This window comes from Enhygromyxa salina (genome assembly GCF_002994635.1).
GTDB classification, from domain to species: domain Bacteria; phylum Myxococcota_A; class Polyangia; order Nannocystales; family Nannocystaceae; genus Plesiocystis; species Plesiocystis salina_B.
This window is the reverse complement of sequence record NZ_PVNL01000094.1, coordinates 1-19,034: the sequence shown is the minus strand read 5'-3', so window position 1 is coordinate 19,034 and position 19,034 is coordinate 1. Positions and strand designations below refer to the sequence as shown.

The window sequence follows — 19,034 nt, the reverse complement described above, 5'->3', positions numbered from 1 at the left end:
GTCCGTCGGTCGTGCGCCAGCCGAGCCAAGAGGTGGAGGGGCGAGCGCACCTCTACACATTGAACGAAGTCGGCGCCTTGGCCAGCCCTCGCGCGAGCTTGGCGTGCCCAACCGAGCAGGTCTTGCACAATTTCGTCGTCACGGGTGTGTATGCTGGCGCCCGTGAACCGACTTTGCAGCGGTGTGTTGATCGCGGTGGTGCTCACCGCCTGCTCCCAAGACAGCGCCTCGGACGCCGGCGGTCAGGCAGGCCAGGCTCGAGCTGATCAAAATGGCCAAAAGGGCAGCGTCGAGGGGCTAGAGGTCAGCGGCCCCCTGTCGGACGACGAGGGCGTCGCGCTGGGCCAGGTCAAAGCGACGCCGCTCATCAACCTCAACGCGCTCGTCAACAAGACCGTCGAGGAGGTCGACGCCGTGCTCGGGCCACCCAAGGACGTCGGCACGGATCGGATCTCGTGCGTGCGCTTCCTACCCGAGCGGGTGTTCTTCGCGTGTGAGCAGGAGATCCGGGTGTACGAGCATCCACAGTTCGAGCAGATCCGGATCGAGTTCGAGGACGGCCACGCGGCAATGGTTGCGGTCTCGGGGCTGCCCGGGGACGGACCGTTCGAGCCGACCGCTGCGCTGGCCTCGGTTGGCGTGACGCTTCCGGACGCGCCGTTCCACGACAACCCCGCGCTGGGCATGGGCGCCGAGCCGGGTGACAGCGTCGATCGCTGGGAGTGGGGCAACGCCAGCGCGCGGCTGCGGATCGACGGGCTCGAGTTTCGCGTGCGGCTGTCGGTCGTGAATTCGCAGTGGCGCCGGGCGAAGCTGGAATTGATCAACAACCAGCCGCTGACCGAGGCGCAGACCGCAAAGATCAAGCTGCCGCGAGGCGCCGAGCCGCCAGCGTCTTCTAGGTGAGCCGCGCGACCAGCTCGGGGACCCACCGCGAGCCCGATCCCTGTAGCCATAAGCCCCGGCCGCGCTTGGCTCGCTCCAGGGCGTGCTCGGAGAAGGGGTTTGGCTCGGGGTTGATGTCGATGATCGCGGCGCCGCGCCGCAGCGCGAGCGAGGCCACGTGATACGGGATCGCGGCGGCCCCCGAGGTCCCGACGACGACCAGCAGATCGCAGCTGTCGGCGGCTGAGAGGGCCGAGTCCGAGCGATAGAGCCGCTCGTTGTAGCACTCGTCGAACCACAAGATGTGGGGTCGCGTGCGGCGGCCGTCGGGGGTCACGAGCAGCTCCCATGCCTCGTCGGTCATGGGATCGTCGCGGCCGAGGATCGGCATGCGGTCGGGGATCGGCAGCGGCGTGTCGTCACCCTCGGTCGCGCGCATGAAGTCGGTGCTGCCGTGGACCTGGATCGTGCGCGCGTGGGAGCTGCCGCCGCGCAGGTGCAGGCCGTCGACGTTCTGGGTGACGAGCATGAAGCGATCCCCCAGCGCCTGCTCGAGCTTGGCGAGGGCGACGTGGGCGACGTTGGGGGCTGCCTGGTTGCAGACGGCCTTGCGGTACAGGTACCAGCGCCACACCTCTCGGGGCATGTTCGAGAACGCGACCTGGGTCGCCATGTCCTCGGGGTGATACTCCCGCGAGCCGACGGTCCAGTAGCCCTCGGGGCCGCGGAAGGTGGGGATCCCGCTCTCGGCCGAGATCCCGGCCCCGGTGACCACGACCACCCGCTCGGGCTTGGTGCGGGACAGCAGCTCGTCGAGCTTGGCTGTGCGCTCGCGGTCATTGGTTGGTGGGGTCGGTGCGGCGGCCATGGCGAGAGAGTGTACATGTTACACTTTGATTGTCCAGCGCCAGGCTCGCGCGACCGAGCCGGGCACGAATGTCGCCCCGCGACCTGGGCCGAGACCTGGCCAGGTCTCGGCCCAGGTCTTTCCCACGGTCGGCGACTCTGGGTATCCTGCGCGCACGTGACGTGGGTCTACCTGGTGCTCGCCGCCGTCGCGGCGCTCGGCCTGATGCAGACGATGCGCGGCCAGATCCGCAGCCGCAGGTACCTGGCGAGCAGCCCCCCGGAGGATCCGCTGCAGCTCTCGCACCTGTCGTCGAAGCTGCAGGCGCTGGCCCGCGATACCCGGGCGCTGCGGCTGAGCCTCGAAGGTCCGCTGCGTGAGGGGCAGAGCCTCGACGTCGCCGTCGCGCTCGGTGAATTCGACGAGACCCAGCAAGTGCTCAACGACGCGGCCCGGGAGATCGGTGACTGGATCCACGAGGTCCAGCGCTTGAGCCCCAGCGACCAGGCCTACCTGCACGACGTTGGAGCCGAGAGCGCGACGATCCGGGCGCTGTTCGAGGCCGAGGAGTGGTCGCTCGAGCGCAAGCGCAAGCCAGGGCAGCTGCCGCTGCACGAGCAGCTGCAGCGACTGGTGCGCGAGCTGACCTTGTTCGAAGAGCGGCTGCAGACCCCCCCTGCGCCGTATCGCTGAGCGATCTGGTCATCGACTGAACCCGCGCCTGGCCGAGCGCAGAGACAGCGCCGCGATCGTCAAGGAGGGGTTGGCGGTCGAGCCCGTGGTGAAGCTGCTGCCGCCGAGCACATACAAATTGCGCAGGCCGTGGTGCAGCTGGTCGCCATCGACCACGCTGGTCGCGGGATCGGAGCCCATGCGCGCGGTGCCGAGGATATGACCCTCGCTGGCCCGTGGCGCTTCGACGCTGATCTCTTGCACGGGCAGACCGGCGAACATGATCTCGAGGTCCTCGCGGAACCGATCGATCGAGGCCTGGGCGTAGTCCGAGTACTTGGTGTAGCGGGTGACAGGCCGGGTGGGGTCGCGCGCGTCAATGGTGACGCGGTTGCCAGCTCGGGGCAGATCTTCGTGGATACCGGTGACCCGCAAGCTGTGGCGCCACTTGCCCGTGGCGATCCGCAGCCAGGTGCGGGTGAAGGTCTCGAGCAGCATCGCGGCCCGCTCGCGTCGGTGCTCACCTCGGGCGAAGCGATAGTGGTGGCCGGTGCAGCTGGTGCTGCCGTTGAAGCCGTCGACCCCGTCGAGGTGGATCAGCGCCTCGACGCCGACCTGCTCGTGGAGGTAGCGACCGACGACGCCGTCGTCGAGCCCCGAGCGCAGCAGGATGTGTGGGTTGAACAAGGCGTTGGCACCCAGCGCGATGACCTCGGCGGTCGCGGAGGCGTCGCGCCGCGAGGCCACGCCCTTGGGTGACGCGAGCTGGTTGGGGTCTTCCTGTAGCCACTCGACGCCGGTCGCGATCTGGCCGGCCGAGGTGACCGACTGGACGACCGCCCCACAGCGCAGCTCGACGCGCGGATCGGCGTAGATGTGCGCGAGGCCGTTGAGGATCGTGAACTTCGAGTCGATCGGGCAAAAGTTGCACACGAAGCTGGCGCAGCACGGCGCGCGATCGGTGGCGGTACTGGTTCGCGGGGGATCGTGGGCCCGCGCGGTGGGACACACGTAGAAGTGATCCCGGTGGTGGGCCAGCAGCAGCTTCTCGGGGTCGCTGAGCTGATGGGGCGAGTGCGGATAGGGGCGGCTGCGGGGAAACGGCGTGTGATCGCTGGGCCCGGACACCGTCATGAGATCTTCGGCGTCGCAGTAGAATGGCTCGAGCTCGTCGTAGCCGATCGGCCAGTCCATGCCGACGCCAAACCGCGAGTGGGTCTGAAAGTCCTCGGGCAGGAACCGGGGGGTGTTGCCGTACCACATGTTCGAGGTCCCGCCGAACGAGGGGGCGTACAGCCATGGCTTTCGACCGACCCGCCGGAAGGTTCGGTCGCCGACCGTTCGTAGGCCGTGGCGGATCTCGAGCAGCTCGGCGTAGGTGAATCGGCGCCCACGCTCGAGCACCAGGATCTTGGCGCTGGGCTTGGCGTGACGCAGGTACTCGTGCAGGAAGAACGACGACGCGAAGCTGGTGCCGACGAGGATCAGGTCGTAGGACGCCATCTGGTCACGAGAGTATATCGCGGCAGGTGATCACCGCCGCCGATAGATGACGAGGTGCTATCCGCTCGGGCACGCTTGCGGACGGCGCTATGGATCGCTCCGCCGCCGATAGATAACCATTTCTTTGGCGTAGCGGGCGACTTGCTCGAGCTCGGCGAGGCGCACCCGCTTGGTCAGTGAGCGTTGCTCGGCCGGTGAGAGCTCGGCCTCGTGGAGCACCAAGTAGTCGGCGGTGGGCTGATCCCGGAAGTGGTACAGCTGCGCGCGGGTCGACACGTGCGGGCCGAGCGAGTCGGTCGCGGTGACCGAGGCGTCCGCGGGGATCTTCTGCACGGCGTCGGCCAGCCAGGCGTAGCGCTCGCGTTGGTGATCCTCGAGCTCGCGGATCAGCGGCGCGTGGCCGGCCACGAACGCCTCTGAATGACCGAGCGCACCCAGGCGGTCGCCAGCGAGCAGGCCCGCACAGGTGAGCGCGGCCGCGAACCCGACGAGAATGGTTGTGCGATGAGGGGGCTCGAGCCGCTCGACGAGGTTGCGCAGCCCAAACACGGCGGCCGCGGCCATGGCAGGGAACGAGAACACCGTGTAGTGCAGGTAGAGGTTGTGGAGGTTGCTGCCCGAGCCGAGCGCGGTGAAGGCCAGACCAAAGCTCAGGGCCCACAGCGCGCGACCGCCAAGCACGAACAGCGCGAGGGTCGGCAGCGCGAGCGTGGCCATGTAGATCAGCTTGGCGGGCGTGAGCGCGTGCTGGATGACGAAGCCCGGGTTGCTCACGACCGTGGCCAGGATGTCGGTGGCGCCGCCGGTCTCGGGATCGGGGATGACCTTGCTAAACCGGTTGGCGTAGCGGTAGCTCGACTCGGCGTTGGGCATGAAGATGCCCGGGTCCTGCATCAAGACCAGCTTGACGAAGGCCAACGTGGCGAGCGCCGCGAGGATCGTCAGCGCGGCCTGCCTGCGCCGACCCGCGGCGAGGGCGTAGATCCCGAGGGCGATCACCACAAAGGGTAGATCCTCGCGGGTCAGCAGCAGCGCGGTGATCATCGCGATCCACAGACCGACGCGCTGGGTCTCGAGCGCGTACACGGCCCACACGATCATGGGTGCCGCCAGGGTCAGCGCGTGGAAGTCGAACAGCGAGACGCCGTGCAGCGACGGATGGCACAGCCACGACAACCCAAACACGACGCCGAGCCAGCGCCGGGCGGGCCACTCGGAGAAGGCATCCGCGGCGAGCAGATAGACGGGGATCGCCCCGCTCGCGAGCCAGACGACCTGGGTGGTGATCAGGGTCTCGGGCCCGGGGGCGATCGCGTAGATCGGCGCGAGCAACTGCAAGATCGGCGCGCAGTGAGCAGAGGTGAAGGTCTCGCCGCGCAGCACGGTGGTGGTCTGCCAGTGGCCCTGGGCCGCGTGGTAGAGCAGGTTGTCGAAGATCCCCAGGTCCCAGATCCGCGACTCGAGGGCGCGGTGTCGGATCACGCCCAAGCGGATCATCATTGCGCAGTAGCCGAGCACGAGCGCGCCTAGGGTGATCGGCGGCGCGTGGACAGAGGCGCCGAGCCGGGCGAGCAGGTCGCGCTGACGCAGCCACGGCCAGGCGGTGGCGACCGAGACCCCGACAGCGCCCGAGCACAGCAGCGTCAGGGTGACTACCAACAGCCGACGCGCGCGCTCGATCTCGGGCACGTACAGGAGCGGGATTGCGATCGTGACGGCGAGCGGGGCGAGCAGCAGGGTCAGTCGCCGCAGCGCGGGCTTGCGGTCAGCAGCGCGAGCGCCAACCCACAGGTACAGCCCACCGACGAGGATCGCCGAGGCGGCTCCCCAAGCCAGCGCGGCCCATGGCGTGGTGCCCGGCTCGAGGATGTTGTCGAGCAGGACGGCCTTGCGATCGCCGCGAGTCCACGCCCACAGCGCGAGGCCAGGCGCGAACGCGTTGGCGAGCCCGAGCAACAACCACCGCAGCTCGATGCGAGCGGGCTCGGGCGCAGGCTCGGGTTGCGCTCGCGGCATCTGGGGGGCGACCACCTCAGTGGGGGTCGTTGAATACAGCCTCGATGGTCGTAGCGGTGAGGAACCGCTCGATATACGCGACCAACTGTTGCTCGGAAGCCGCCGCGATCAGGGCCGAGCAGGCGGGGGGTAACTCTCCGAATTTTGCGACCATCAGTCGCACGAGGGTGTCGGCGCGGCCCTGCTGGAGGCCCTGTTGCATGCCTTGTTGCATGCCTTGTTGCATGCCTTGTTGCATGCCTTGTTGCATGCCTTGTTGCATGCCCTGTTGCATGCCTTCTCGACGTAGCTCTTCAGCGATGGTCATGGCGACTTCCTCGGCTTCGGGGACCTCTTGTTGAATCATCGCACGAAAAGTCTCGAAGCGGACGTTCCCGACCACCAATGCGATGTAGCGAAACAGTTGCGCGAGCGCTTCGACACCGTTGGGCGCCCAGTACGCGTCCCGAAACGTGGCGATCCACCCGGCCAGCCGGCGCAGGAAGACCGTCTCGTCCTCGGCGTCGCGGGCGTCGCGGCCGTCGCGGAGCAACCACAGCGCGAGCTTGGGAAAGCTTGCGAGGGTGCGCGCCTTAAGCGTCTCGTCGTCGAGGTCGTTGAGGTCCTCGACCAAGATTGAGAAGTTGGGCACGAACGTGGACAGGCCAGGGATCGACTCCGGCGAAGGGTCGAACAGCGAACCGAACGAGACTGGCGCGCTCCAGCCCTGAGGAGCGTGGGTGACGACGATGGCGATCACGAGCGGCAAGGGACCTTTGTTTTCCCTGCGGTAGCGCCTCCAGATCTCCATGAGGTAGTCGAGCATGCGGAACGGCATGTAGCTGTCGTTCGTGCTCTGATGCTCGAGCAACACGTAGAGGAACGCTTGCTTGCCTCCGATCTTGACCGAGAACAGCAGATCACTGTGGCTTCCGCGGAGATTGGGGTGGATGAACGAGCCGCCGTGCGGCGTGACGGTCTCCCACGCGACAGCGGCAGCTATGGGTTCGGGTAGCACGGCACGGAACAGGTCTGTCGCGTGCTTGGGGTGCTCGAACGCTGCTTTGAACAGGGCATCGTGGGGTGTTGTGGTCATGCTTGGGCTCAGTACGGGATGGGGGGTACTGAGGGTTAGTCGGCGGCGGGGCGTGAACTGATCCCGAGAGTGTTGGTGAGCTCGCTGGCGACTGTAGGATGACGCCGATGCGAAGCTCACCAGACCGCCCGAGCGCGAGCGGTGACGGCCGACCGAGCGGAGCAGTGATCGCCGGGCTGACGGCGCTGGGTCTGACGGTGATCGCGATCAACGCGTGGCTGTGCGACGACGCCTTCATCACGCTGCGCAGCGTCAAGCACCTGGTCGAGGGGGAGGGTCCGGTGTTCAACGTGGGCTGGCGGGTGCAGAGCTTCACCCACCCGGCGTGGATGCTGATCCTGGCGCTGGCCTGGGCGGCGACGCGCGAGGCGTTCTGGACCACGATCGCGGTCGGGCTCGCGGTCAGCGGTGTCGCGCTGGGCGTGGGGGTCGGGCGCTGTCGCGGCTGGCCGGGTGCGCTGGTGTTCGTCGGTGCGCTGAGCTGCTCGCGGGCGTTCGTGGAGTACTCGACCGCCGGCCTCGAGAACCCGCTGACGCACCTCGTGATCGTCGGGGCGGCGGCGTTGTTGGTGTTGGAGGTCGCGCCTCGACAGCGGCTGCTCGCGGCCGGGCTGCTGCTCAGCGCGGCGTTCTTGTCGCGACCCGACGCCGCCCTGCTGCTCGCGCCGATGTTCGTCCACGTGGATCGCCGCGCCCGCGCGGCTGGCCTGACGGGTCGGCAACGGGCGTGGGCGTGGCTGCTCGGCGCGACCCCAGCGATCGCGTGGGAGTTAGTCTCGCTGGTTTACTACGGCGCGCTGATCCCCAACACGGCGCTGGCCAAGCTCGCGGTCGGTTCGGGGCTGGATCGGGGCCAGCTGATCACGCGCGGGCTGGCCTATGTGTGGCGGGCGTGCGCCCACGACGGCGTGACCTTCGCGCTGGTGCTCGCGGCGCTGGTGGTCCCGTGGTTGCCCGAGCGCGTCGGTGCGTCGCGCCTGCGCCCGCTCGGGCGTGGCGCGGCGGCCTACATCGTCTACGTGATCGCGATTGGCGGCGACTTCATGGAAGGACGATTCCTGACGGCGCCGGCCCTGTGCGGGGCGCTGGCGCTCGGCCAGGTGCGTTGGTCGGGTCGGCTCGCGCTCGCCGTGGTCCCGGCGTGTGGCTTGGTCGCAGCCCTCGGCGCGCGTCACCCCTGGTGGCCAGACGCTGGCGCTGACGGCATCGATCGCTCGGGACCGATCACCGACGAGCGCAGCCACTACGCCGCGTCGTCGAGCGCGTGGGCGTGGCGACCGGGTCGCTCGATGCCCGACCACCCGTGGCGCGACGCGGGCGAGGCAGGGCCTGAGTCGGACGAGCGGGTCGTGCTGTTCTCGACCATGGGCTTTTACGGGTACTTCGCCGCCACCGATCTGCACGTCATCGACGCGTTCGCGCTCGGCGATCCCCTGCTCGCTCGCTTGCCGCCGGTTCGCCGGGTCGACTGGAAGGCCGGACATCTCCCGCGGATCATCCCCGACGGCTACCTGCGCACGCTCGCCGATGATCCCTCGCACATCCAGATCCGCGATCCCGGCGTCGCGCGGCTCTACGAGGTGGTGGTCCGCGTCCACCATGGACCGATCTTCGCGCGTGGGCGCGCCGCGGCGATCTTCGAGCTGCTCAGCGGCCGCGCGAGCGCGGACATCGACCCCCGTCGCCATCACCTCGCGGAGCTCGTGCGGATCGACGCGGGCGCGCTCGCCCGCCGCCGCAAGCCAGTGCGGTTTCGCGACGCGGGCGTCGAGCTGGCGTTCACCGGCCAGGTTCACGCGCTGGCGTTCACGCTCTCACCTGGCCAGCGCTACGCGATTAGCTTCTACGCCGGGGACACCGAGCTCGAGCGCCGCGAGCTCGAGCTCGCGGGTGATGTCGACGACCCGCCGCAGCTGATCGAGCTCGCGGCCCCCGTACGCTCGTTCGATCGTGTCCACGTGCTGCCGCTGACCATGCACGGCAAGCGCAGCTTGGTGCTGGGTCGCGCGCGCAACTGAAGACCTACTCTTCGGCGAACCCGCTGCGGTACAGATCCGCGTACAGCCCATCGTTGGCCATCAGGGTGTCGTGATCCCCCATCTCGGAGATCTCGCCATCCGCGAGCACGATGATCTTGTCCGCATGCCGGACCGTGCTCAGCCGATGCGCGATCACCAGCACGCTGCGCCCCTCGAGCAACCGCTCGATCGCCTGCTGGACCCGCTGCTCGGTCAAGCTGTCGACGCTCGCGGTGGCCTCGTCCAGGATCAACATCGTGGGTGAGCGGGCGGCCACGCGGGCGAACGCGAGCAGCTGGGCCTCGCCGACTGAAAAATTCCCGCCCCGCTCGCCAACCGGAGCCGTGAGCCCGCCGCGCTCGCGCACGAACTCGGCCGCCTGCACGGTCTCGAGCGCGGCGTGGACCCGGCTGGGATCATCCTCGAGCGCGCGGTCGCCCAGGGTGACGTTGAACCCGGCGCTCTCATCGAACAAGAACACGTCCTGGTGGACCATGAGCAGCCAGCGACGCACGCGGTCGGGCTCGAGCTCGCGCAGCTCGAGGGCCGAGCCGTCATTGAGGATCAGCTCCACGTGACCGCGGTAGCCGTCGTAGATCTGGGTGAGGATCCGGCCCAGGCTGGTCTTGCCCGAGCCGGTCCGCCCGACCACCGCGACGACCTCGCCGGGCGCCACGTCGAAGTCGAGTCCGCGCAGGATCTCGGGGGCGCCGTCGTCGTACCCGTATGAGAAGCGCAAGCCCCGGACCCGGATCGCGCCGGTCCAGCGGGCGAGCGGATCGTCCTGGCCCTCGTAGATCTCCGGGTGATCCAGCGCGGCCCGAGGCTCGCGGGGGGTGTCGAGCAACCCAAAGATGCGCTCGAGCGAGGCGGCCGCGCGCTGGATCGTGGCGATCTTGCTGGAGAACTCGCGGATCGGCACGAACACCCGCTGCAGGTACTCCACGAACGCGAACAGCAAGCCCAGGGTCAGCGCGCCCGACAGATCCCCGAACAGCCCGACCTCGCCGAGCAGCGCCGGGGCCCCGTAGTAGAGCAGCAGCGCGACGCAGAACGCCGAGATCCCGTCCATCAACGAGTACAGCAGCGAGTCGAAGATGTTGGCGAGCTTGGTCGCCCGCAGGTAGCGATCGCCGAGCGCCTCGAAGGTGGTCCGCGCGTGGTCCTCGTGGCCGTAGAGCTGGACCACGCCGATCCCCGACAGCTGCTCGGCCAGGTACCCGGACTGGACCCCCTGGGCCCGCCGGATCTCGAGCTGCAGGTTGCGCAGCATCGCCGAGAACCACCGCACCAGCACGTACAAGAGCGGCGCGACCGACAGGGAGATCAGCGCCAGCTTCCAGCTGAGCACGAACATCGAGGCCAGGATCGAGCCGATCATCACGGCGTCGGTGGCGATCGTGAACACCCCAAACGACAGGGTCTCGCCGAGCGCCTCGACGTCGCTGGTGCTGCGCGAGAGCAGCGAGCCGAGCGGGTTCTTGTCGAAGAACCGGGCCGGCAGGCACAGCACGTGGCGGAAGATCGCCGTGCGCAGCTCGTAGATGCTCAGGTGCCCGGCCCGCTGCAATGCGTAGACCTGCAGCGCCATCGACACGAACTCGACCACGACCGCGGCCAGGAACAACAGGGCCAGCTGCTGCAGCGCCGGGCCGTCGCGGGCGGGGATCGCCTCGTCGACGGCCTGCTTGACCAGCAGCGGGCGCACGGTGGTCATGACCGCGACCAGCGGGATCACGACGAGCCCCGCGAACAGCCAGCGCTTGTGCGGGCGCGCGTACTGCCAGAACCGCCGCATCAGCGCGAGGGTCGAGGCCGCCTTGGGCTTGCCGGCGCCGGGCTCAGTCATGCTCCGTACCCCCCTCGCCCTGCTCGCGCTGATGCTCGTGGGCGGCCGCGTAGGAGCCCCCGAGCGCGAGCAGCTGGGTGTGCGTGCCCCGCTCGATCACCTCGCCGTGCTCGAGCACGAGGATCTCGTCGGCGTGCTCGAGCACGCTGGTGCGGTGCGAGACGATCACGGTGGTCGGCGGCACGGCCCCACCCGAGGCCGCCTTCAAGCTGCGGATCGCGTCGACGAGCTTGGTCTCGGTGGCCTGGTCGACGGCCGAGAGCACGTCGTCGAGCAACAGCAATTTTGGCTGGCGGTAGAGCGCCCGGGCGAGCGCGGTGCGCTGGCGCTGGCCGCCCGAGAGCATGACCCCGCGCTCGCCCACGATCGTGTCGAGGCCCTGGGGCAGCGCGGCGAGGTCGGGCCCGAGACAGGCCGAGTCGATCACCTGCGCGAGCCGGGGATCGTCGACCGAAGCTGCACCTGTGAGATCGGCGCCACCAGCTGCGCCAGTCGCGGGCTGCGAGCCGCGGCGCCGACGAGCGCGGCCAAACGAGACCCACGCCGGTCCGGCTAGCTCCGCGTCGGCCGAGGCGGTGTGCCCGGTCTGCTCACCGAGCAGCCGAATGTTGTCGCGCAGCGTGGTCGAGAACAAGAACGGGCTCTGCGGGACCACGGCCATGCCCGCGCGCAGACTCCCGAGCTCCCAGCCGCGCGCGTCACGACCGTCGATCAGCACCGCGCCAGGCTCCGGCGTGTAGACCCGCGCGAGCAGGTCGATCAGCGTGGTCTTGCCCGAGCCGGTGCGCCCGAAGATCCCCAGGGTGTGACCGGGCTCGACGACCACGCTGACCTCGCGCAGGGCCGGCTCCTCGCGGGTCGCGTGGGTGAAGGTGAGCGCGCGCAGCTCGACCCGCGGGGCGCTGGCGAAGGGCTCGCGGTGGGCGATCTCGGGCAGCTCTGCGTCGGCGTCGAGCAGCTCCTGAACCCGGCTGAGCGAGACCGTGCCGCGCGAGAACGCGGTCAGCACCCAGGCCAGCGAGGTCAGGATCGAGACCAGGCTGATCAGCAGCGCGGTGAAGGTTGCGAGGTCGCCGACCTCGAGCTTGCCGGCGATCACCTGCTTGCCGCCGACCCACAACACCAGCCCGGTGCCAATGTAGCCGGCGAGGCCCAGCACGGGCATCGCAAACGCGCGCAGCGAGGCGACCTCGAGCTGCAGCTCCAAGTAGTCGCGGTTGTACCGCTCGAACCGCTCGACGGCGGCCTCCTCGGCCACGTGGGCGCGGACCGTGCCGACCCCCGAGAAGCTCTCGAGCACCCGGTCCGAGAGCGACGCGAGCTTCTCGAGCGAGCTGCGGATCAGCGCGTAGAACCGCTGCACCGTCCAGCGCATGTAGATCCCGCCGATCACGACCGGCGTCACGCACCACAGCGTCAGCACCCAGTCGGTGCGCAGCATCTGGTACAGGTGCATCGGGATCGCGACGGCGACGTTGCACACCTGCAGGCCCGCGAACCCGACCAACAGGCGCACGGACTGGGTGTCGTTGGCCGCGACCGAGAGCAGCTCACCGACCTTGCGCCGGGCGTAGAAGGGCCGCTGCAGGGTCAGCAGATGGGCGAACAGATCGACCCCGAGCCGATACTGGATGTCGCGGCCGGGGTTGAAGAACAGCACCCGCGACAAGGTCCGCACGACGATCAGCCCGACCGCCAGCAGCATCAGCTCGAGCGCGAGGTTCGAGACCGGCTCGATCGCGGCCTTGGCCCGCTCGCCCAGCTCGGCCCCCGCCCCGCTGCGCTCGAGCGTGTTGAGGATCTCGCCGATCACCGTGGGGATCCGGACGACCGCCCAATTGGTGGCGAACAGGGCCGCGAACCCGAACAGGTACGAGACCCAGTAGCGGCCCGCGTATCGGTACAGGAAGCTGGCGACGGCCCGGATCATGCCGCCGACGCCCGCTGTGCCCGCGCGCTGTGTGTTGGGGTCGGTCACCGCGTGAGCCGGGTTCTACTCCCGAACTCGCCGTCGCGCACGTATTGCGGGGCACCCGCAGGCCAGCGCCGCGCGGCCGCTACTTCTTCTTCTTGTCCCGCTTGGGAGCCTTGTAGAGCGGGTTGACCTCGAGCGTCTCGTCTTTTTCGATCTCGTCGAGCACGGCCGAGACCTTGTCGAGCCGGTCGCGGATGTCCTTGATCGCCACGGGCAGCTGGGCGTTGTCAAACACCTCGGGGCTGAGATCGTTGTTGAGCGCTTCCCAGGCGCGGACCGCCCAGCTGAGGTCGGCCTGCATGTTGCCGCCCTCTTCGCCGTTCGAGGTGAGCTCGTCGTACACCGACAGGAACGCCTTGACGTCCTCTTTGTAGGCCTCCTTGAACTTGTCGAAGGTGGCCTCCTTCTCTTTCCACTTTGGCGCGCTCTTCTCGATCTCGTCGAGGTAGCCGCGGATCTCGGTGACGAGCTCGCGGTACTCGGGCAGGCGGGTCTTGATGTACTCGCGCGCGCCCTTCTCGAACATGAGGGCGTTCTCTTTGGCGATCTGATCCATCGAGTCGTGACCCGCGGCCTTGCGCGCTTCGGCCAGCTCTTCGGGGGTCATCTCTTTTTCATAGCTGTGAAGATCGACGGCCCCCTTCTTCTTGACCTCATAGGGGTTCTCTTTGGCGTCACAGGCGGCGAGACTCAGCCCGGCGAGGACCAAGACGGCGAACGAAGCGGTGATCGAGCGAGTCATGGCGGTTCTCCTGGGCGCAGCCTAACGCATTTGACCCCATCGGTCTGCGATCCGCTCGCGTGGGCCTCTCGCGGTCTGGCATCGAGCGCACGCGCCGAGTAAAACGGCTACATGAGCAAGTCCTCCGCTGTTGGGTCTGCGACGCCCGCCCAGCTGGCGGCGGCGGTGCTCGAGCTGCTCGAAGGCCGCGGCCAGTCGGAGGCGGCCCTGGCCACGGTGATCCGGCGGTCTGGGTCGGCGCCGCAGGTGGTCGGCGCCCGGATGCTGCTCTACGCCGACGGCTCGACGCTCGGCACCGTTGGCGGCGGGGCGATCGAGCACCAGGTGCTCGAGACCTGTCGGCAAGTGCTGCGCACAGGCAAGCCGCGCACGGTCGAGGCCCACCTGGTCCGGGATCTGGGCATGTGTTGCGGGGGCGCGATGGAGCTGTTCGTGGAGTACCTGCAGGCAGAAGCGCGGCTGATCATCGTGGGGGGCGGCCACGTCGCCCAGGCCCTGGCGCCGCTCGCCCGGGGGATCGGGCTGCGGGTGATCGTCGCGGATGACCGCGAGGAGCTGCTCGACGATCCCGCGTTCGAGCAGGTCGAGCGCCTGGCGTTCGACGCCGACGAGATCCACGAGGCGATCCCGGATCTGAACGAGCGCGACTACCTCGTCATCGTGACCCGCGACCACGCCCGCGACGAGCGGGCGCTGGCCAAGCTCATCGAGCTGCCGCACGCGTACCTGGGCATGATCGGCAGCCGCCGCAAGGTTCACACGGTGCTGGCCCGGGTGCTGCGGCGCTACGACGAGCGGGGCCTGGCGCGGCCGGATCTGTCTCGGGTCCACGCGCCGGTCGGTCTCGCGCTGGGTGGCCGGACCCCGCCGGAGATCGCCGTGAGCATCGCCGCCGAGCTGATTGCTCTGCGCCACGGCGGCGACGGGTCGTCGATGAACATGGTCGACGCCGCGATCGCACGAGTCGACGGCGCCGAGACCACGCCCTAGTCAAAGACCAGCCAGCTGCTCGGGGGTGTCGATGTTGTCGAGCACCCCGGCGTCGTCGACCTCGAGCTTGCGACGTCGCGCCAAAGCCGGCCCCCGCAGCAGCGTTCGGGCGGTCTCGCGGCCAGCATCGAGGCTCGCCAGCGCCTCGAACAGCGCCCGCGGCCACACCACGGGATGACCCGAGCGACCCGCGAAGCTCGGCTGCCACACGCACTCGGGCTCATCGCCGGCGCGGGCCAGCAGCGCGGCTACGGTCTGCGCCGCAATGCGCGGCCGCTCGACGTGGTGGACCAGCAGCGCGTCGAGCCCCGGCTCGAGCTCGAGCGCGCGAGCCAGCCCGAGCTGCAGGCTCGAAAGCGGCCCGCGCTGCCACTGCGAATTGTGAACGAGCTCAGCCCCCGCGATCGCCCCCAGCCCCGGATCCAGCGGATGCGCACCATCGACCACCAGCACCGGGGCGCACCCGGATGTTCGCAGCAGCTCGACGCCGATCCCCACGAAGGTGCGCCCGTCGAGCTCGACGAGCGCCTTGGGCCGGCCCATCCGCCGCGACGCGCCCCCGGCCAGGATCAGCCCGGCGACGCGCCTGTCCGCCCGCGTCACTGCGGGGACGCGGTGGCCCAAGCGGCGCTCCGAGCCTCGTCGATCGACTTGACCAGCTCGACGACGGTCTTGACCTTGCTGGGGTCCGCGAACAGCAGCGACTTGGGCACGCCAAACCCGAACGTGCCGCGGGTGTCCTCGAGCCGCAGCGCGAACGCGACCTCACCCGCGAGGCCGAGCCCGAGCAGCTTGTCGCGGGCCTTGGTCGCGGCCTTGCGAACCTCGGCCGGCTCGTCGGCGTCGGCGGCGATCACCGTGAAGCCCATCTCCCCGAGCTCGACCGGGTTGAAGATCACGCAGTACTGGCAGCCGTCGGCCAGGTCGCGGGCCAGCGCCAACCCACCGCCGGCCTCGAGCCCGTTGCTCGACGACTTGCCGAGGTTTCGCCCGACACTGTTCATGAACGCCTTTTGGCCGACGCCGATCGCGACGACGAGCTTGCCGTCGGCGACCACCGAGGAGATCTCGAGCTGCGGCTTGTTGTCGCCGACCAGCCAGCTGATGTCCTTCATCTCGTCGTGCATGTCCTTGGGGATCGTCACGGTCAGCAGGTCACCCTTGGCCTTGCCGACCTTGGCCCCGTCCTTCTTGAAGCTGACTTTGTAGGCGTGGTCGGGGCTGTTGCCGGCCAGCGCGATGTGATCTTGAAGGGCCTTCTCCGCCGCGCCGAGCACCTTGCGCATGGCCTCGCGGGACGACTTCTCGTCCTTGACGTCGGCCGCGAGCACCAGCGTGAACTTGCCCTTGTCGACGTAGGCCGCCGCGAGCACCTCGGTGCCCACGTTGTCCAGGAGCTTGTGGGCACCCGCGAGGACCTCGTCGACGTAGCCGTCGAACGGCGCGGGGATCTCGTTGACGGGGATCTGCTTGTCGAGGACGTCGTGCAGCAGCTTGGGATCACCCCAGGGCATCACCCACGCAAACATCGCGTCCCCGGGCAGCGCCTTGGCCAGCGCGCTGGGGGCCTGCGTGGCCGGACCGATCGGGTCGAGGCCGAGCCGACCGAACGGTGCCTCGACGCCGGTCCGCGCGACCAGATCCCGGGTCGTGCCGAAGTCGAGCCCAAGCTCGATGTTCTCGGTCTCATTGATGATCGAGCTGAGCGTGCGCGAGAGCGCGGGCGGCAGCGGGATCAGGTCGCTCACGTCGATGTTGACGGGCGGGATGTTGGTCGCGCCGACCTTGATGCGCGGCTGCTTGGGCCCGACCGTGACCTGGCTGCGCAGGCCGTTGGCGAGGTCCAGGCCGTCCATGCTCAGGGCGATCTCCAGCGCGCTCGGCTGGGCCCGGAAGAACAGCTTGGTGTTCTCCTCGACCAGCTGCCACAGGTTCTGGCCCATCGGCTGCGGCTGCATGCCAGCGGGCATGCTCTCGATCGCCCGGACTGCGTCGATGGTGCTCAGCGCCAACGACAGATCCACGTCTGCGTCCGTGACCCCGGGCTGACCCTCGTGGGGGAAGCCGAGCTTCATCGCGTGCACGCCGTCGAGGTCCACCGACTCGAGGAACCCGGGCCCAAAGCCCTCTTGGATCAGCGTGACCGCGACGAGATTGCGCAGCTCGACCGGCGGCGCGCCGGGCTCCGGTGGCGACCACATGTTGAGCAGCTTCGAGCCCGCGTCGAGCATGTCGCCGAACTCCGAGATGCTGCCCGAGACCTCGATCTTCTCGACGGGTCCCCGTTTGACATCGCGGCCCTGGGTTCCAGGGTTGGTCCGCGCAGACTCTGCTTGCCCGTCGCCCTCGCCGGCGATCTTGACGTTGGTGTTGCTGTTCTTGGTGCAGGAGGCGAGCGGCGCGGCCAGCAGCAGGGCCACGCAGAAGGACGCTCGGGTTCGGCATGCGCGCATGCGCCGGAGGATAGCTGGTTTCCCGAGCCGGGCCGCATGTGGGGTCGAGTCCGCGGGCCGCGGACACATCGGCTAATCTGCGGGGGTGGTCGACCTCGAGCGTTTTCTCGATCTGGTCCGTCGTGAGCTCCGCTGTGACGACGCTCGCTTTGAGTTCGGGGGACAACCGCCGCAGTCCGAGGACTGCGTGTTCGCCGAGCTGCCCGGGGGCTGGCGCGTCGTCGCCCTGTTTGGTGCCCCGCTCGAGGACGGTGGCGCGCCCGAGGCCAAGCTCGTCGCGCTGGTCGAGACCTTCGCCGGGATCGGCGGTCGGGTCGAGGCTCGTCGCCCGCGAATGTCGGCTGGGCCGGTCGCGCGCGAGCTCGACGACGCGCTCGCGCTGCTGGCCGAGAAGGCCAACGCCCTCCAGGCCGTCGTCATCGACGAGGACTCACCGGTGCTGTGGGGCAGCTCCGAGATCCCGCCTGGACCCGAGGACGTCGAGGTCGTGATGTGGATCGGCGAGCTGGCCGACAGCGCCGCCGCGGCCGGCCTCGACATGACCGAGCTCGTACAGCTCGACGAGGCCACCCTGCGCGAGCGGGTCGCCAAGCTCGAGCCACGCAAGCTACGCGAGCGACTGCTTCGCAAGCTGCCGACGATCCGCGAGCTCGGTGAGCACCGCGACGCCGAGGCCTGGACCGCCCACTTTGCGACCTGCCGCGCGATCGCAGCGGTCCGCCGCGCGCCCGAGCGCCACGAGGCGATCGAGGATGACCTGGGCTGGTTCGCGCGGGACTTTGGCGGGATCTATCACGTGATCTTGGTCTACGGCGGTCGGTTCTCTGAGCTCGGCGCCGCCGGGGTAATGCTGCGCGCGCTGCCGGCGATCGAGAAGCTCGTGCTCTCGCTGCCGCCGATCGACCCGCCACCCAAGGGCGCCCGGGTGCTGCCGTTTCGCCGCCGGGGCTGACCTCGCAGCGCGGCCGTGGCCGGGCGCGTGAGCGTCAGTGCTGGTGAACCTCGCGGCGGGTCTTCTCGAGCTGATCCACACCACACTCGAGCGCCGGCTTGTCGTCGCGCAGGCGCACGAACACCGGCTGATACAGCTGCTCATCATCGGTCGCATAGAGATAACGAACCTCCGCCACGGGCTGCTCCCCGGCCGACAGCCGGTCATCGAGCTCGACCCGCGAAGCGTTGGTCGTCCCCGCGAACACCTTGCCGACCTCGCGCAGCACACCCCCCGCATACACGCCCATGCGATACGCGTTGCCAGCGTTCTCGAGGATCACCACATCGGCGGACTTGATGAACTTGTGCTTGAGCTGGTCGCCACCCGAGCTCGGCCGCCCGGTCTGGTAGCGCGCGTCAGCCCGCTTGAACACGATGCCCTCCGCGCTACCTGCGACCAGCCGATCGTACAGCGCCTGCTTGGCCGCGCTCCCCTGCGCATACTCGAGGATCCGGATCGGCGGCTCGACCACCGGCTCGATCTCCGCATCGAGGCGCTCCCAACGCTCGAGGTAGCCAAGCCCGCGCAGATCCTCCCCCGCGATCTTCAGGATATCGAACAACCAGTAGCAGGGCCCATCCGCACCAGACATCAGCTCCCCATCGATCACGGTGCCACGCGGGACCGAGTCCAGCGCCGCCAAAATTGACGCATGGATCGTCGTCAGCTGCCCTGCCCGATTGGTCGCGCGAATCTCCCCATCATCGATGTGCACCAGCACCCGACTACCGTCCAACTTTTGCTGCGCAATCACATCATCATCCGCCAGCAGCCCCCCGAGTGCTTCAGGATCAATCGCGTTGAGCAGCTGCGCCCCGTCCCCAACCTTCGCCCGAATTCCCGTCGCCCGACTCCCCGACCCCTCCCCCTCGGGCGGCGCGACAGCCTGCGGCTGCACGACCTCGGTCAGCTCCTCATACCCCTTCGCAACCTTCTGATGCACCAGCTTGGCAAACGCCTTCTCCGCCGCCGCCAGCGTCACCTTTACCGCCTTCTTCCCCCGACTGAGCTTCGC

Annotated in this window: 15 protein-coding genes; 5 read left to right on the top strand and 10 right to left on the bottom strand. The window is 68.9% G+C overall.

What is annotated here, in order from left to right; all coding sequences use genetic code 11:
• Positions 1–162 precede the first annotated feature (162 nt).
• The gene (locus ENSA7_RS23255; RefSeq protein WP_146158041.1) at positions 163–906 is read left to right on the top strand and encodes a hypothetical protein; all 744 of its coding nucleotides are present in this window, start codon (positions 163–165) and stop codon (positions 904–906) included.
• On the opposite strand, the gene ENSA7_RS23250 is transcribed toward ENSA7_RS23255, so the two are convergent.
• Positions 899–1,753, bottom strand: a complete 855-nt coding sequence (locus ENSA7_RS23250; RefSeq protein ID WP_106091528.1) for an SIR2 family NAD-dependent protein deacylase — start codon at positions 1,751–1,753, stop codon at positions 899–901. The two genes, ENSA7_RS23255 and ENSA7_RS23250, sit on opposite strands and share 8 nt — an antisense overlap.
• A gap of 156 nt (positions 1,754–1,909) precedes the next feature.
• On the opposite strand from ENSA7_RS23250, the gene ENSA7_RS23245 reads away from it, so the two are divergent.
• Positions 1,910–2,425: a ubiquitin family protein gene (locus ENSA7_RS23245; RefSeq protein WP_106091527.1), complete on the top strand. Its 516-nt coding sequence runs from the start codon at positions 1,910–1,912 to the stop codon at positions 2,423–2,425.
• 9 nt (positions 2,426–2,434) lie between these two features.
• Here ENSA7_RS23245 and ENSA7_RS23240 read toward each other — a convergent pair whose 3' ends face one another.
• The 3 genes from ENSA7_RS23240 to ENSA7_RS23230 form a co-directional block, all read right to left on the bottom strand.
• Positions 2,435–3,907, bottom strand: coding sequence for a GMC oxidoreductase (locus ENSA7_RS23240; protein WP_106091526.1), 1,473 nt, complete (start codon positions 3,905–3,907; stop codon positions 2,435–2,437).
• An 87-nt stretch (positions 3,908–3,994) separates the two neighbouring features.
• Positions 3,995–5,923, bottom strand: a complete 1,929-nt coding sequence (locus ENSA7_RS23235; RefSeq protein WP_146158040.1) for a DUF2079 domain-containing protein — start codon at positions 5,921–5,923, stop codon at positions 3,995–3,997.
• 16 nt (positions 5,924–5,939) lie between these two features.
• The gene (locus ENSA7_RS23230) at positions 5,940–6,998 is read right to left on the bottom strand and encodes an Rpn family recombination-promoting nuclease/putative transposase (protein WP_106091524.1); all 1,059 of its coding nucleotides are present in this window, start codon (positions 6,996–6,998) and stop codon (positions 5,940–5,942) included.
• A 107-nt stretch (positions 6,999–7,105) separates the two neighbouring features.
• Here ENSA7_RS23230 and ENSA7_RS23225 point away from each other — a divergent pair, with 107 nt between their 5' ends.
• The gene (locus ENSA7_RS23225; protein WP_146158039.1) at positions 7,106–9,016 is read left to right on the top strand and encodes a hypothetical protein; all 1,911 of its coding nucleotides are present in this window, start codon (positions 7,106–7,108) and stop codon (positions 9,014–9,016) included.
• Between the two features lie 4 nt (positions 9,017–9,020).
• Here the strand turns inward: ENSA7_RS23225 and ENSA7_RS23220 are convergent, their stop codons facing one another.
• The 3 genes from ENSA7_RS23220 to ENSA7_RS23210 all read right to left on the bottom strand — a co-directional run bounded on the left by ENSA7_RS23220 (position 9,021) and on the right by ENSA7_RS23210 (position 13,582).
• The gene (locus tag ENSA7_RS23220; protein WP_106091522.1) at positions 9,021–10,865 is read right to left on the bottom strand and encodes an ABC transporter ATP-binding protein; all 1,845 of its coding nucleotides are present in this window, start codon (positions 10,863–10,865) and stop codon (positions 9,021–9,023) included.
• Entirely contained in the window at positions 10,858–12,843 is a 1,986-nt protein-coding gene (locus tag ENSA7_RS23215; protein WP_106091521.1) for an ABC transporter ATP-binding protein, read from the bottom strand. Before ENSA7_RS23215 ends, ENSA7_RS23220 begins: the two co-directional genes overlap by 8 nt.
• 79 nt (positions 12,844–12,922) lie before the next feature.
• On the bottom strand, positions 12,923–13,582 hold the full coding sequence (locus ENSA7_RS23210; protein WP_106091520.1) for a hypothetical protein: 660 nt from the start codon (positions 13,580–13,582) through the stop codon (positions 12,923–12,925).
• A 111-nt stretch (positions 13,583–13,693) separates the two neighbouring features.
• On the opposite strand from ENSA7_RS23210, the gene ENSA7_RS23205 reads away from it, so the two are divergent.
• The gene (locus ENSA7_RS23205) at positions 13,694–14,572 is read left to right on the top strand and encodes an XdhC family protein (protein ID WP_106091519.1); all 879 of its coding nucleotides are present in this window, start codon (positions 13,694–13,696) and stop codon (positions 14,570–14,572) included.
• Here ENSA7_RS23205 and ENSA7_RS23200 read toward each other — a convergent pair whose 3' ends face one another.
• Positions 14,573–15,175, bottom strand: coding sequence for a nucleotidyltransferase family protein (locus ENSA7_RS23200; protein ID WP_146158038.1), 603 nt, complete (start codon positions 15,173–15,175; stop codon positions 14,573–14,575). It abuts the gene before it with no gap.
• Positions 15,172–17,025, bottom strand: a complete 1,854-nt coding sequence (locus tag ENSA7_RS23195) for a hypothetical protein (protein ID WP_146158037.1) — start codon at positions 17,023–17,025, stop codon at positions 15,172–15,174. The genes ENSA7_RS23200 and ENSA7_RS23195 overlap by 4 nt, the downstream gene beginning before the upstream one ends.
• Before the next feature lie 85 nt (positions 17,026–17,110).
• Between ENSA7_RS23195 and ENSA7_RS23190 the strand changes: the two genes are divergently transcribed.
• Complete coding sequence (locus ENSA7_RS23190; RefSeq protein ID WP_106091516.1) at positions 17,111–17,977, top strand: hypothetical protein; 867 nt, start codon at positions 17,111–17,113, stop codon at positions 17,975–17,977.
• Positions 17,978–18,011: 34 nt separating this feature from the next.
• On the opposite strand, the gene ENSA7_RS23185 is transcribed toward ENSA7_RS23190, so the two are convergent.
• On the bottom strand, positions 18,012–19,034 hold a 1,023-nt coding region (locus ENSA7_RS23185; RefSeq protein WP_280524028.1), incomplete at its 5' end, for an ATP-dependent DNA ligase.